Consider the following 15,497-nt stretch of genomic DNA (forward strand, 5'->3'; position numbering starts at 1 on the left):
CGCTTTAGATTCGATGGTTAAACTTTGTTCACAGTGGTTATAACATAGCCGGCGTGGGGATTGGTAAGGGGTTTTGTTACGGTTGTTGGATTTCTTTGTACCAATCGGGAGGGTGTCACGCATCCATCTTCAGGCCAACTTTGGTCACCCGGTCGGCCTCAGTGGCCCTGGCCACCAAGGTAACCGGGCCCAGGATAACCTTGTCACCAACCACCGGGTGGCCTTTGGTGCGCTTGGCAAAGCATTCCGCCAAAGACAGCTCGGGGGGTAATTCGTCGAATTCGATACCGTACACCTGCTCCACGTCACCTAACAAGGCGTCGCCATTAAGTACAAAATCCCCGAAGAAGGCGCGTTCTGCCAGGTGCTTGGGTGCCTGCCGACCGCTCAAAGCCTTGCCGAGGTCTGGCAGCAGGGCCGGGGTGGCAAACATGGCCACCATATCCCCCGAAGACACTTCGAGTTCTTTGGTGGGTTGCAGGCATAGGCGATTCCGGAACACACCGGCGACGGCCGTGTTATCCGGCAGTCGCAGCTGACCAAGAGGCTTTGGAGTGTCCCAGTTCTTGCCTCGCAGGGGAAACAGCATCAGTTCATGGTCACCGGCTGCCGGGGCGTCCAGTGGCAGGCGTCGGTAGGGGTCTTCACCGGCCGGAACCTCAAGATGAAGTTTGCGGGCCAGGGGTGCCATGGTGGTGCCCTGAACGATCAGCGATACCAGAACAATAAAGAAGGCCGCATGGAACACCAGTTGGGCATCCGGCAAACCGGCCATGATCGGGAACAGCGCCAGCACGATCGGCACCGCGCCGCGCAACCCGACCCAGCTGATGAAACCCAACTCTCGCCGATTGAAGCCGAAGGGCCAGAGGGTGGCCAGCACGGTTAACGGACGGATCACAAAGATCAGCGCAAGCGCTAGGATGAGGCCGGCTCCGGCAAGAGGAATCAGGTCAGAAGGGCTCACCAGCAAACCAAGCATCAGGAACAAACAAAGCTGGGCCAGCCAGGCCAGGCCGTCATGAACCTGAAGGATCATCGGCATCATCCGGACATGACGGTTACCGATGATAACGCCACTGAGATAGATCGCGAGGAAGCCGCTACCACCAACAGCATTGGTGGCAGAAAAAACCGCGATCCCGGCGGCGCCGACCAGAATGGGGTACAACGCTGGTGTCAGCCGCATCCGGTTGGCCAACTCGACCGTGGCAAAACCGCCCAGCACACCGGCAGCGGCCCCGATGCCAAACTGCTGAACCAGCATCACCAGTCCGGACCACAAAGATCCCTGGTCCTGTTGACCGATCAGGGTGACCAGCATCAGGGTGAGAAAGATCGCCATCGGGTCGTTACTGCCCGACTCGATCTCCAGAGTCGCGCTGACTCGCTCGTTCAGGTGTAGGCCGCGGCCCTGAAGTAAGGAAAAAACCGCCGCGGCATCGGTGGAGGAGATAATGGCCCCGATCAGCAGTGCCATCATCCAGTGCAGATCAAATACCCACCAGGCGACGATGGCAGCGCCGCCCGCGGTTAATGCCACACCCACCGTAGCCAAGACCAACGCCGGTCGCAGACCCACCCGGAAGGTTTCCACCCGGGTGCGCATGCCGCCGTCCAGCAAGATGACGGCCAGCGACAGATTCGCGATCAAAAAGGCCAGCTCGAAGTTGTCGAACTGGATGCCGCCTGGCCCGTCCTCACCCATCATCATGCCGACGGCAAGAAAGATCAGCAGCACCGGCATGCCGATACGGCTGGATAGCGGGCTCAGAACAATGCTGAAGACCAGCATCAGGGCGCCAATCAGGGTAAAGGTGGGATCCATCAGACTCCAGACCAAAGGGACTTGCCCGAACACGGCCCCGGGCTTATATTGCTGTGGCCATCATTATGCAGGCGGGCGTAGCTCAATGGTAGAGCTTCAGGTTCCCAACCTGATGACGTGGGTTCGATTCCCATCGCCCGCTCCAGCCTTTCAGGACAAAGTTTTGCCGATCAATGCAGCTTGAGGCGCGGCTGCATGGCGCGACTGATTTTATCCATCAGCCAGATTACCCCGGTACGCAGAAAGCCGTGCAGGGCGACCTGATGCATCCGGTACAAAGACAGGTAGAACAGGCGTGCGACCTTCCCTTCTATGAACATGCTGCGACCGGACAGGTTGCCCATCAGATTGCCCACCGTGGTATAGCGGCTGAAGTTGATCAGTGAGCCGTGATCGTTGTAAACAAAGGCGACCGGTTCTTTGCCATCCAGACGGTTACACAAGGTTTTGAACAGAGCGTCCGCCTGTTGGTGTGCGGCCTGGGCCCGAGGTGGCACCGGGCGATCTGAGCTAGGCTGCGGACAAGCCGCGCAGTCGCCAAAGGCAAAAATATCCGGGTCCTGGGTGGTCTGGAGGGTTTGTTCCACCACCAGCTGGTTGCTGCCGTTGGTCTCAAGGCCGGCCAGTCCGGCCAGAAACGGCGGCGCTTTGATGCCTGCGGCCCAGATCGTCATTTCTGAAGGCAGTTCGGTGCCATCCTTCATCACCAAACTGTCATGGCGCACTTCGCTCACCGGCTGGCCGGTGAACACCTTGACCTTGTGCCGCTCCAGTTCCCGGGTGGCGGCGGCCGAGAGTCGACCCGGCAAGGCCGGCAATATGCGATCGGCGGCCTCAATCACGCTGATGGTGACGTCAGACGATTGCAGGTGATTCATGCCGTAAACCGGCAATTCCCGCGAGGCCAGTCGTAACTCTGCCGCCAGCTCCACGCCAGTGGCGCCGGCGCCGATAATGCTGATGTTCAGAGAATGGGCCAGGCCTTGGTGTGCCTCGTGATTCTTGCGTAAAAAGGCATTAAGCATCAGGTTATGGAAACGCCGGGCCTGCCTGAGACTGTCCAGAAACAGGCAATGCACCTGCGCGCCAGGCGTTCCGAAGTCATTGGCGGTACTGCCAACGGCAATCACCAGGGTGTCGTATTGAAGGCGGCGTTCGGGCACGACCTCCCGACCATCCTCATCCAGGAATGGCGCAATCACGATTTCTTTGTTGCTGCGGTCGAGATCGCTCATGCGGCCGAGCTGAAATTCGTAATGATGTTTGCGGGCGTGGGCTCGATAATTGATTTCGTTGGCGCTGGCGTCCAGCGAGCCAGAGGCAACTTCGTGCAGCAGCGGCTTCCAGACATGGGTCAGGCTGGCATCCACCAGCGAGACCCTGGCTGTGTGTTTCTTGCCGAGTTTGTTGCCCAGGCTGGTAACCAGCTCAAGACCGCCGGCACCGCCGCCGACCACAACAATGTGATGCAGGTTTTCCATAACAGTCAGACCTTAGAAGATGAGAGCCAAGCGCTCTCGCGGGAAAACGCTTGGCTGTCTGCTCTGATTAGTCTGACCCGTTAACACAAAAGGTAGGCTGCTAACGCCCAATATACTAACGTCGGAGGTCCGGGATGACAATTGGACAGAAGTGCTGCCTGACAAGTGCTTCGGGCCATACCTGAAAGTGAGGATAGCGACGGCCTGCTGGCCAAGGGAAAGGTTCGCGGTCCCGGGCCGGTGGCCAACCCGGCTATTTACTCGATTTTCTTAACAACATTCACTGCCAGATGTTCTATCTGGTTTGCGGCGTTGTCGACTTAATCACCATGCAGCGACGAGTCCGTTTCCCAGCCAGTTCTCCCGCGCCTTGTTGGTTGTTTATACTGGATTGCACGGCTTTGAATGACTATATTTCATTAGACTACGCTTTAAGCAAAACCGTTTTCAAAGGATTGAGAGTATGTGCCCGACCAGCTCCCGGAAACTGGATGGCTTGCGCGCCAAATACAGAGCCAACCTGACTGATTACAGACATCAACTTGAAACGCTTTGGTCGGCTGCAATCTATGATTCGAGGAAGTTTTCAGAAATTCAGTCAATTGCCCATCGGTTGGCCGGCTCGGGTCAGGCCTATGGGTTCAGGGAACTGTCGCAAGTCGCAATAGAATTCGAGCAAGCACTTGAACAAACAAAGTCGCTGTCGGTTCAGGAGAGAGCATCGGCAGTGGCCTGTCCCCTTGATGCATTGTTGGTAGCATTGAGCCAGGCTTCGGATGATGGAGCGAACAAGGCAGGTTTCAGTCGTTCTGAAAGCGCTGAACTAGAACAAAATCATCTTCCGGATAGCGTTAATATTCTGCTTGTGGACGATGATGAGAATTTTGCGTTCAAGCTCGTTGATACCCTTGAATCTTATGGTTACATTGCACACGTTGAACAGGATGCTGCTCATTTAGAGCGGGCTGTTACCGACTACGAACCGCTTGCGTTGATAGTCGATATGGATTTTTTTGGCCACCGCTTCGCTGGCGCAAATCAGGTCAGCCTTTGGCGCCAGAAGGATGGCGCGCCCCTCCCTGTTATTTTCATTTCCCGGCATGATTCCTTTGAGCTCCGCCTGGCATCGGTCAGAGCCGGAGGTAACCATTTTCTTCACAAACCATTGGATATTCCCCGGTTAATAGCCCTGCTGCGCGCGGAACTTAATCTGGCGCCAGTTGAGCCCTACCGGGTCATGATTGTTGACGATGATAAAGACTTGCTGGATTTGTACGATTCGATTCTCGGTGGTGCCGGCTATTCGGTCACAATGGCAACGAATGCACAGGACGCACTGGCTCTTTTAGACCAATCTCACCCTGAGCTGGTGCTGATTGATGTCAACATGCCTGGCTGCAATGGAATTGAACTGGGCCGTATCATTCGCCAGCATGAAGAGTTCTCTACCATACCCCTGTTATTCATGTCGGCTGCTGCTAACACGGACATCAAGTTGGCTTGCGCACGATTGGCGAATGACGAATTCATTAACAAGCCTATAGAGCCTTGGCGATTGTTGATGATGGTGAAGTCCCGTGTGGTCAAGGGGCGTCAATTGCGAAGCCTGGATAGAGCATTGATGGCGCCTGAGTTAGACGCCGCTCAAGACCCGTTGACTGCGTTGCCGAAGCTGGAAGGGATCCGGCGTGCGATCAATAGTGTTTTACAGCAACCGATTCAGGGCATTCTGGCGGTTATAAAAATGGACCTTCGGGATTTTCACACCATCAATAACCTCCACGGCCAGTTCTTCGGTGACCAGGTGCTGCAACGGGTTGCTTGGGAGTTGGGACAGCATGTCGGAAGCAATGGCGTGCTGAGCCGGGAATCAGGTGATGAATTTCTGATTTTCACCAAAGATCATTCTTCCCCGGAAGCGCTAAATGAGTACGTGAGGAGTTTGATTCAGGTGGTGAATAAAACGGACCCGGCCTCCGAACAGGGTGCCGTTGGACTTTCTGCGGATGTTGGGGTTGCGATCGCCAAAGAAAACAATATCAGTGCGGATGAGCTTATAGATCAGGCAGATATGGCGTTGTTCAAAGCGAGAGCGGCTAGCGGCGCCGAACTGATTTACTTCGATGAAGGTCTTAAGAGTGAACAGAGATACAGGTTTAATTTAGAACAATCAATCATCCAGGGCTTGGATGAAAAGCAGTTTGTTGCGGCTTACCAGCCGATATTTTCCGTTAAGGAGGGGCGCATTGTCGGGTTCGAGGCATTGGCTCGCTGGCAGCATCCAGAGCGCGGCCTGCTGGGGCCCGGTGAATTTATTCCGCTGATGGAAGAGCGAGGACTGATATCCCGCTTAACCGACCAAATAATTAGCTGTGTTGTACCCAAGCTCGCCGATTGGCAGGTTCTGCATCCTGATTTGTTCATGTCGCTGAATCTTTCAGCGTGGGATATCCAGAAACCTTTGTTCATCGATAACCTGGCGTTACTGATTCATAAATACCAGGTGCAACCGGGAAAAATCGTACTGGAGATTACCGAAAGCCTGCTGCTGGCAGACTGGCTAAAAGCTTTCCAGGTACTAGAGGCGCTCAGGGCGCTTGGAGCTGAGTTGGCATTGGATGATTTTGGCACCGGCTATAGTTCATTGAGTTATCTCCAGCGCATCAACGCCGACAAGCTCAAAATTGACCGTAGTTTTATAGAGCACTGGTCGCAAACGGGTGATGCCCGCTTGTTGCGCACCATGGTGCAGTTGGGTCAAAGCATGAAGATGACAGTGATCGCCGAGGGTGTTGAACGCAAGGAAGAGCTGGCCTTCCTGCAAGAGCTCGGTTGCGATCAGTATCAGGGTTTTCTGAGTGCCCGCCCGATGTTGTCAGAGCAAATTGAAGCGGGTGGCTGGCATTCCATGAATGCGATCCCGGATCACACTGACGAGTTGCTCTGATGTCAGGCGGTTTTTCAGTAGCACACCCTCAACAGTTGCATGTCTTTCTTTGCTGACATCTTCGCCCGACAGTATGACGATTGCCACACCGGGCTGCTCATGTTCAATATCCGGAATCAGGTCCCACCCTGAGCCGTCAGGCAGGCCAATATCAAGCAACACTGCATCATATGTGTGTTGCTTCAACAAAGCCTTGGCGTCGGCAATCGTCCCTGCCGGTTCCAGAATTAACTGATCACTGACCATAGCGGAAAGAATGTTGTGCAAATCCACATCATCCTCAATGTGTAATATCTTCGGGCGGCTACCGTCCGATAGCTGATGTTGGACCAAGTCAATCAGTTTCTGGTAATCAATAGGTTTTGCCAGCCATGCAATATTGTCCACTTCGCCATTCAGCTCAAGCTCACCCTGGGTCACTTTGGCAGATACGACCACGATGGGTATGTTTTCAGTATCGGTCTGTTTTTTCAGTCGCCGGATAATGTCGAGCCCACTGATATCAGGCAGCATCAGATCCAGACTAATCAGGTTGTATTCCCCCGTTTTTGCGGATTCAAGAGCCTCTGAGCCGGTGTGGCAGACAACCACTCGATACCCGGCATCTTCCAGCATGATTTTCAGAAGTCTGGCAACGTCCGGGTCATCCTCCACGACCAGTATCTTGGGTGATTTTATTACCGAATCGTCTGCGTCAGATTGAGGGGCAGAGGGTGCTGTTTTGCCAGGGTCTATCGCCGGAAGCTTGAAGTAAAAACGGGTCCCTTTCCCTTCGGTTGTTTCGAAATGAATGGTTCCACCCATGCGTGTAATGAGCTCTTGGGTTATCGCCAGTCCCAGACCTGTGCCCCCCCTTTTTCGCGTGTCAGAGCTGTCCGCCTGGGCAAATCTCTGAAAAATTTTGTGCTGGAAATCCTCCGGAATACCAGAGCCCTGGTCTGTCACGCTGACGGTAATATCGGTATCGGTTCTGGCCGCTGCCACAGTGACTGAACCGCCGTCGGGAGAATACTTGACGGCGTTGGAGAGCAGGTTAGCCAGCACCTGTTTCAGCCGCTGTTCATCAACCCTGACTTTGCCCTCGGCAAGATCGCTGGTTAGTTCCAGTTTGATATTCCGCTCAGTGCCGTAAGTCCTGTTGTCTTCCACTGCCTGCTCAAGTATCGGCAGAAGCGGCTGGATCTGCATGTTAAAATGTAGCTTGCCCTCGGCAATCTTTTCGATGTCCAGTAGATCGTTAATCAGATGTGCCAGTCGCTTACTGTTGCGATGAGCGGTATCCAATAATTTTTGGGCCTTCTCGGGGATATTTCCCAGCTTCCCGGCCAGCACCAGACCGAGGGCGCCACTTACCGAGGTAAGCGGCGTTCGCAACTCATGGCTGACGGTAGAAATGAATTCGTTTTTTATTTGCTCAATGCGCTTGCGCTCGGTGACGTCCTGAGCAATCCCCAGAAAGCCAGTAAGCCTTCCAGAATCATCCCGGATAGGCGTCACCGTCAATACAACCGGAGTGGTGGCTCCGAGTTTGGTGACGTAAGTCCACTCCCGGGTCTCCGAGCCTCGACACAAAGAATGTTTCACGAATATATCAAAGCCCGAAACAGACTCACCGACTTCCTCAGAGAGCTCCTGGGATCGTTCTTCAATCTCGGAGGAAAGGTGAAATAATGCCGGACTGTGCGTGCCAACCACTTCGTTCGAGTCATATCCGAGGAGGTTTTCAGCACCAATATTGAACAGGGTGATAGTGCCACCGGGATCGGTTGCGATAATGGCTAATTCCGTGGATGCTTCCAGAACATTGCTCAGCATTGCGGATGTGTTGGCTAGTTCCCGGGTACGGGCCAGGACATCTCGTTCCAGGTTGGTCTGAACCTTGTCCAGCTCGGCGAACGTATGGGCCAGCGTGTTACCCATGGTCTGGAGTGAAGCAGACAGAATGTCATATTCACGGACTCGGCTCCCGGGTAATTCTGGCCGCTTCTGAAGACGAATTCTCTCAGGCAGGTGTTTGCTGGCTTTATCGAGTTGTGCCAACGGTCGTGTCAGCACGCGACTCAGCGAAAAGCTGACGAGAATGCTCAATAATGTCATCCCCGCCAAAAAAGCAAAGCTCTGGTTCCGTTGCTCTTCTACGGCCTGAATCAGGGATGCTGCAGGTTTGTCCGCAATCAGTTCGACGCCATCCTGCAGGCCAGTGACGGGTAGACGGTATTGATAAAGTCCGGCTTTCCAGCGATTCACCAGGCTCCCACCGGAATCCGGTAACCAGATTTTCAGGTTATTCACGCTAGTCAGTGAGTTGATACTTTCCGTTGAAGACGTGGTTACTTTGCCGGCCTGGGCGATAGGTTGCCCCTGGGTATTCAGCAGTGCGATGCCAGCAATGCCATCGGTGCTTGCATAACGCAATAGCTCTGTCTCAAGAACTTGAGAGGCGTAGGGTTGCTCCTGAAGACGTTCTTCCGTCGCACTTAACACGCGATTCAACGCAGTGGCCAACCCCTTTTCCCGCTCAAGCTTGGCGGCATAGCTGCCGATAATTATCGGGGCGCTGCCGGCAATCAGCGCCAGAGTCAGGAGAATATGAAAGAGTAGCTCGTTCAGCCGGATGTGGGTTGGCAGCCAGCTGACCGAGCCGTTCTGGAACCGCCAGACCATGACTTTAATGAGAAGCCCCGCCATCAAGGTATTGAACAGACCGTTCAGCGACTGCTTCAGTGCGATCATGCTGGCGGCCGACAGATCCATGCCGAGCACACCCATATAAAACATCGGGAGCAGAGTGACCCCTGCCACAAGCCAGAAAGCGAGATCCGCCAGCACCAGATTTCGCGTGCCGCGTTGATACAACAGGCTGACAACGATGGCCTCGAGCGTGAATGTCAGCATGGCATAGGGGTGGCCCCAAAGGATCCAGGTATAAGCGCCACCTGCCAGCGCCACCAAGGCCGCGGGCCAAAGGCCGAGTAATCTTACGGCCAACATTACGGCGACAGAGCCAAAAATAAAATGCACACCAAAGAACAGCGGCAGATTGATTATATTGCCGGTAACGGCGAGGAGGGCCAAGCCCAGTGTGGCTAAGGCTTTCGCTAAAAAGGTCATGCTTTGGCTACCTGTAGCTGAATGTAGAACTCCGCACCGCCACCCTCTGCATCGCGATAGCCAACCTGACCGCCAAGCTGATGACAGATCTCTCGGGTGATGGCCAGACCAAGCCCCGTGCCCGGGAGTTTGCGGCTATCGGTTGCGTCGGCCTGGCTGAATCGCTGAAACAGTCGATCCCGGAACTCTGGCGACACCCCAGGGCCGTAATCCCGAATACGAATTTCAGTGGTTTCGCCTTGCTGGGTGACCGTGACGTCCACGGGCTGATCTTCCGGTGAAAACTTCATGGCGTTGGATAGCAGGTTCGTCAGGGCCTGAATCAGACGTGAAGCATCAACACTGACCTCAATAGCCGGCCACTCTTCGGATGTTTCAATCTCAACACCGTAGGAATGGCGGTATTCTCTAACGGCCTCAATCGCGTCATTCAGAATAGGCGCCAAAGCTTGCCGCTGCGGGTCCATGGGCATTTTTCCCGCCACCAGCTTTTCCATGTCCAGCAGGTCGTTTATCAAAAGCATAAGACGACTGGTATTGCGCTCGGCAGTGGCTAACAGTTTCTGTGCCTTCTCCGGAAACTCACCGACTGCACCGCCGATTAGGAGACCCAGGCTACCTTTAATGGATGTCAGCGGTGTTCGAAGTTCGTGACTGATGGTCGCAATAAACTGGTCTTTCATTCTATCGAGTTTTTTGCGCTCGCTGATATCTTCGACGAGCGACCAGATGACCTGTCGGCCGTCCAGTTCTTTGCTGAGCATGCCCTGCAGGCGAACGGGGTAACGGCTGCCGTCTTTTCTGATGTACTCTTTTTCAAAAGGGCCATAGCGACCCGCTTCTTTGAGTTCAGACAGTGCCTGTTCTTCTTCCGGCAAGTACTTTTTGGGTGTGACCTCCCAGTAGCTCAGTTGGACAAATTCCTCTCCGGTATATCCAGTAGGAGCAACCAGGGCAGGGTTCAGGTCAATGAACTTACCGGTCTCAAAATCATTCAGGGCGATGCCAATGGGAGAGAATTCGAACAAGCCGCGCAGTCGCATTTCATTCTGTTCAAGCGCAAGTCGTGCTTGTTGTTGTTCATGAATATCCTGCAGAAACCCATGCCACATAATGCTACCGTCAGGAAGACGCTCAGGCTTGGCGTGACCTGAGGCCCACCGATAGCCTTCACCCGGGTATTGCACGCGATAAGTGGCCCCCCAGTTTTCAAGGGTCTGGGCCGAGTGATCGATAGATGCGGCAACGGCCTCCAGTTCGTCAGGATGAATGCGCGCAAAAGCCGGCGTTGCGTCCTCTGCGGCCTGCGCCGGGGTTATTCCATATAAATCCTGAATCTGGGGAGAGCTGAAGGGAAAAATCATTTTCCCATCCGGGAACCGGCGAAACTGATAAACGACACCTGGCAGCTGTGCCATAAGCTTGGTGAGGCGGTCGTGACTGAGGCTGTTGGTCAATACCTCAGACAACCAATTGGCCAGCAAACGGAGGAATAGCTTTTCGCTTTGGCCGTAGTCCTCATGTCGGACGTAGGAGGAGGAAAAGTTCAGGGTTCCCCAGGGATGGCCATCTACTTCCACAACTATGCCCGCATAGCTGCCCAGGGGGTTGGTTCGGTAACAGGGGTGATTGCTATACTCAGCCTGGTTGGCATCTTGGATCAGGCATTCATGGTCGACCGGACTGTCCTTGTTGAATATCAGCAAGTCGCACCAGGTGTCGCCAAGCGCAAACTGCTGACCGGCAGTAATCGGAATGTTCTCCCGGGCATCAACCCAGGCAACGGTATAAACATCTCCTTCAATCTGGCTGAGGATGGCGAGCTCCGCCCTGAGATAGTTTCTGGCCAACTGGAGCGCGTGGACAATTTTTTCGTCCAGTGAGCCATGTTTGGAAAAGGCAATATCGTTGAGCAACATGAGTGCTGTGTGGTGCTGTTCCAATTGATGCAAGGCATCATGCTTGTGTGTGACATCAACGATAAAACCCTCAAGTACAACCGGGTGTTGTAAGTCATCTCGCATGCACCTGCCCCGCTCCTCCACCCAGCGCCATCCTTTGGTTCGGTGCCGAATCCTGTACTCAATATGCCATTCTCGGTCTTCCGCCACCGCCTTTTTGACGGCTTCGTCACACGTTGGTGCGTCGTCGATGTGAATGAGTTCGGCATAGCTGACGTTTTTGTTATTAATCAGGTCTTCTGCTGAATAGCCGCTAACGTTGTCAACCTGTCTGCTCATGTAGAGCATTGTCCAGTTATCATCGGGCAAGCAGCGGTAGGTCACACCAGGCATATTGTTGAGCAGTGACGCCATTTCATCCCGGCTTGCGCGCAGTTGCTTCTCCATTTCGGTGGCCTGTCTGCGTTGGCGGGCATCAGCCTGGACCAGATCCTCGACCATGCCCGCCAGTTCCTTCAGCATAGAAACCTGATCGCTATTAAAAGAGCGAGGCTTGCGGTCGATCAGGCACAAGGTTCCAAGACAATAGCCGCTCTCGGTATGCAGGGGGGCGCCAGCGTAGAAACGTATGTTGGGGTCACTGGTCACCAGAGGGTTGTCAAAGAAACGCTCGTCCTCAAGCGTATCCTCAACGATCAGGGGCTCGCTTTGAAGAATGGCATGGCCGCAGAAAGAAATATTTCGTGGTGTTTCCGTTGCGTCGAGCCCCTGCCGGGATTTGAACCATTGCCGATCCCGGTCGATCAAGGACACCAGAGCAATGGGCACAGAAAAGGTATGGCAAGCAAGACGGGTAATGCGATCAAAGCGTTCTTCGGCACTCCCGGTCAACAAGTCTGTGTCATCGAGTGCCTGTTGGCGCTGTGCTTCATTATCCGGGATTGTGGGTTTTTTCATTTAATCACCTTGATCAAGTGTGAACCCATCCCAGATTACTCGTGTTTTGTCGGCCAAAGCCATCGGGTCGAAGGGTTTTGAAATGACATATTCAACGCCCATTGAATTATATCGCTGCAACTTCCTTGAGAGTTTCTTCGCCGAACTCATGGGTTTTCAACGTAAACAACTCGTTACAGTAAGCTTTGTTTCCGGGCGCCCAAATGTTTTGTTCTGAAGAATATCTCAATAACAAAAATAGATACTTTATGTCTATGGCAATTCATTCCGGCCCAATGATTTGAGCCACTGCTTTATGGTGAGTGTTTAATTCCGTGTCTTTACAAACTTCCAGAATTGCAGCCATGTCGTTGCCGAGCTGTTCAAGCTCGGAGGCAGGCAGATTGCGTTCGGCCATGGCGCGCAGCCCCATGATCTGGCTCTGCAGAAGTCGTGCCAGTCGCTGGCAGTCGGTCTGCGCGGCAATTTCTCCCCGGTTCCTGGCGCTTTCCAGCAGTTCCGCAAACGAGGTTTCAATGTCTGCCAGCGCACTCTGGGCCAGGGAATGCAGTGCCGGATTGGTGTTGCTGGCTCCCAGCAGAGTTTTTACGATCAGACAGGCCCTGGCCGGGGCGCAGTCGGTGCAATCGCTGGCAATTTGCCTGAGATACGCCTGCAGCCCTTCTATTATGCTGTCATAACCGGCCATGTGCTCCGACAGGTCGGCACCGCCTTGTTGTGCGTACTTGGCCAGGGCCTCGGAGAACAGGCCGTCTTTACTGCCGAAGGTGGCGTAAATGCTGCCCGGGCGCATATCGAGTGCTTGTTCAATCTGCTTCATAGAGCTGCCGTGGTAGCCTTTTTTCCAGAACAGGCCGACGGCTTTGCTCAGGGCAGTGTCGCGATCGTATTGGGGGTGCCTGGCCATTGTAAAATCCCGGTATCAGTAAAATTGAAGAGTTGTTCAATTATATCCTCAAACACTTCTGGGTTTGCTAATCTGGACAAATACCTAAGGTGATTGATACAACCGGAGAAACAACTGACAGCGTATGACGCAAAGCGCATGCTTTGACCACAGTAACGTTCAGCAGGAGAAAGTACCGTGAAACTAGACGTTCGAGGTGTAGAAGAAGGCCAGCCGATTCCCGATAAGTTTGCGTTTGGTGTGTTCAGTGAGCAGGACCACATGAGCTTTGGTCCAAACCGCAATCCTGAAATGGTTTGGGACGATGTGCCGGAAGGCACCAAAAGCTTTGTGGTGATGATGTTTGACCCTGACGTACCCAGTGTTGCCGACGATGTGAACCAGGAAGGCAAAACGGTCTCCAAAGAGCTGCCGCGGGTGGACTTCTTTCACTGGTTACTGGTGGACATTCCCGCCAACATCAGCCGCGTTCCGGAAGGCGAAGACAGCGATGGTGTTATCCCCAAGGGTAAGGATTATGGCCCCGCTGCGCTCGGTGTCCGGGGCGTGAACAACTACACTCAGTTCCTGGCCGGCAATCCCGATATGGCCGGTACCTACGCAGGCTACGATGGCCCATGCCCGCCCTGGAACGATGAAATCATGCATCACTATCACTTTGAGGTGCATGCACTGGATGTAGAGAGCCTGGATTTGCAGGGCGAGTTTGATGGCAACGATGTGCGCGAGGCGATGGCAGGGCACGTGCTGGCCAGTGCGCGGGTAACCGGCATCTACACGCTCAATCCCAATCTCAGGTCTTGAGCTGCAGAAGCCGAATTCGCGAGTCGGTGGCCACGGTTAATCCATGGTCATAGAACTGTCTCCTGCCTGTCACCTTCCGGTCACCGCACTTTGCGACGGTGTACCAAACCGGAGTAGCGAAATGGCGGGAGACGACATGCGGAACTACCGGAGTGTATTCATATCCGATGTGCATTTGGGTACGGCGGACTGCCAGGCAGACTATCTGCTGGATTTTCTCAATAATGTTCGCTGCGAAACCCTCTATCTGGTCGGAGACATTGTTGACCTGATTGCCATGCAGAGGCGTGTCTGCTTCCCGGCTTCTCACCAGGCGGTCATACAGAAACTCCTTGAGCTTGCCGCGGGTAGCACGCGCGTGGTCTACGTGCCGGGAAATCACGATGACTTCTTTCGCCGGTTCTGCGGCCAAACCATCCACGGTGTGGAATTGCTTCACAAGGCGGTACATACCACCGCCGATGGTCGACGTTTCATGGTTTGTCATGGTGATCAGTTTGATCAGGTTGTTCGCTGCAGTCCGCTCATGCTCTTGGTGGGCGATCGTGCCCATGGTTTTCTATTACGCCTCAACCGCTGGTTCAATTCCGTTCGCCGCCTGCAAGGAAAGCCTTATTGGTCGCTCGCCGCCTGGGTCAAGAGCCGGATAGGAAAAGCGCGGACGTTTATCCGTCGGTTTGAACTGGCGGCGCTGACAGCCGCGGAAAAAGGTCATTATGATGGTTTCATCTGCGGCCATATCCACTCCGCCGGGTTTCTGCGCAGCGAAGACGGCCTGTATTGCAACGATGGTGACTGGGTAGAGCATTGCACGGCGCTGGTTGAACAGACGGATGGACGTCTGGAGTTGCTGCACTGGTCGGAATCGCCGGTCACCCTCAGTTGTGAGCCGGAGGTGCCGAGTCCCGAATTGTCTGGCGATGCCCGGCCTGTTATCGACGCTCTGCCCGCTGCCTTTCTGGAGCAATTTGGCGGTTCCGCCAGATAACCCATCGGTGACTACTGGAGAACGGGCCAGGGGTGAACTACCGTAATACAGACCAGGACATCTGAAACGGAGCCCCTATGATCTCTCGAATTGGCGTTTTCTTTTGCCTCATGGTCATGAGCTTGATGGCCAGTGCTGCAGAAGGTCTGATCTCTTTACAGAGCCCGCACTCGGCTGTGGCAACTATGGATAAACTGGCTGTCATTGTTAAGGAAAAGGGGTTTAAGGTCTTTGCCCGTATCGACCACGCCGACGGCGCGAGTAAGGTCGGCGCATCGCTGAGGCCGACCGAACTGCTAATTTTTGGCAACCCGAAAGGCGGCACCGCATTTATGCAATGCGCCCAGACGGTTGGCATCGACCTGCCACTGAAAGCGCTGGTGTGGGAAGATGCCGAGGGCCAGGTATGGCTCAGTTACAACGATCCTCAATACCTGGCAGACCGGCATGATGTGGCTGACTGCAAGGTCGTTAAGAATATTGCTGGAGCCCTCGACGGCATCGCGAACACAGTTGTTTCACCCTGAGGTGTCATTTTGTGGGACTTTTGAACAACCATTCAGAATGACGCTT

The 15,497-nt window shown here is 54.2% G+C and carries 9 protein-coding genes and 1 tRNA gene; 5 read left to right on the forward strand and 5 right to left on the reverse strand.

Annotated elements, in window-relative coordinates; translation table 11 throughout:
• Positions 1–115: 115 nt before the first annotated feature.
• The gene (locus C7H08_RS00810; RefSeq protein WP_106669865.1) at positions 116–1,828 is read right to left on the reverse strand and encodes a potassium/proton antiporter; all 1,713 of its coding nucleotides are present in this window, start codon (positions 1,826–1,828) and stop codon (positions 116–118) included.
• A 71-nt stretch (positions 1,829–1,899) separates the two neighbouring features.
• Between C7H08_RS00810 and C7H08_RS00815 the strand changes: the two genes are divergently transcribed.
• A tRNA-Gly gene (locus C7H08_RS00815) sits at positions 1,900–1,973 on the forward strand.
• 25 nt (positions 1,974–1,998) lie between these two features.
• Here C7H08_RS00815 and C7H08_RS00820 read toward each other — a convergent pair.
• Positions 1,999–3,309 carry an NAD(P)/FAD-dependent oxidoreductase gene (locus C7H08_RS00820; protein ID WP_106669866.1) on the reverse strand — a complete coding sequence of 437 codons (1,311 nt, stop codon included), beginning with the start codon at positions 3,307–3,309 and terminating at the stop codon, positions 1,999–2,001.
• A gap of 463 nt (positions 3,310–3,772) precedes the next feature.
• Between C7H08_RS00820 and C7H08_RS00830 the strand changes: the two genes are divergently transcribed.
• Complete coding sequence (locus C7H08_RS00830; RefSeq protein WP_106669867.1) at positions 3,773–6,256, forward strand: EAL domain-containing protein; 2,484 nt, start codon at positions 3,773–3,775, stop codon at positions 6,254–6,256.
• Here the strand turns inward: C7H08_RS00830 and C7H08_RS00835 are convergent.
• From C7H08_RS00835 to C7H08_RS00845, 3 genes are all read right to left on the reverse strand, one after another.
• On the reverse strand, positions 6,185–9,367 hold the full coding sequence (locus tag C7H08_RS00835; RefSeq protein ID WP_106669868.1) for an ATP-binding protein: 3,183 nt from the start codon (positions 9,365–9,367) through the stop codon (positions 6,185–6,187). The two genes, C7H08_RS00830 and C7H08_RS00835, sit on opposite strands and share 72 nt — an antisense overlap.
• Positions 9,364–12,225: a PAS domain-containing protein gene (locus tag C7H08_RS00840; protein WP_106669869.1), complete on the reverse strand. Its 2,862-nt coding sequence runs from the start codon at positions 12,223–12,225 to the stop codon at positions 9,364–9,366. Before C7H08_RS00840 ends, C7H08_RS00835 begins: the two co-directional genes overlap by 4 nt.
• A 262-nt stretch (positions 12,226–12,487) precedes the next feature.
• On the reverse strand, positions 12,488–13,132 hold the full coding sequence (locus C7H08_RS00845; protein WP_106669870.1) for a TetR/AcrR family transcriptional regulator: 645 nt from the start codon (positions 13,130–13,132) through the stop codon (positions 12,488–12,490).
• A 177-nt stretch (positions 13,133–13,309) separates the two neighbouring features.
• Between C7H08_RS00845 and C7H08_RS00850 the strand changes: the two genes are divergently transcribed.
• From C7H08_RS00850 to C7H08_RS00860, 3 genes are all read left to right on the forward strand, one after another.
• Entirely contained in the window at positions 13,310–13,936 is a 627-nt protein-coding gene (locus tag C7H08_RS00850; RefSeq protein ID WP_106669871.1) for a YbhB/YbcL family Raf kinase inhibitor-like protein, read from the forward strand.
• 136 nt (positions 13,937–14,072) lie between these two features.
• Positions 14,073–14,924: a UDP-2,3-diacylglucosamine diphosphatase gene (locus tag C7H08_RS00855; protein WP_106670226.1), complete on the forward strand. Its 852-nt coding sequence runs from the start codon at positions 14,073–14,075 to the stop codon at positions 14,922–14,924.
• Between the two features lie 77 nt (positions 14,925–15,001).
• A complete protein-coding gene (locus tag C7H08_RS00860) occupies positions 15,002–15,451 on the forward strand; it encodes a DUF302 domain-containing protein (RefSeq protein ID WP_106669872.1) in 450 nt (149 codons plus the stop codon).
• Positions 15,452–15,497: the final 46 nt, after the last annotated feature.

Origin of the sequence: Marinobacter halophilus, assembly GCF_003007685.1 — a bacterium.
GTDB classification, from domain to species: Bacteria; Pseudomonadota; Gammaproteobacteria; order Pseudomonadales; family Oleiphilaceae; genus Marinobacter; species Marinobacter halophilus.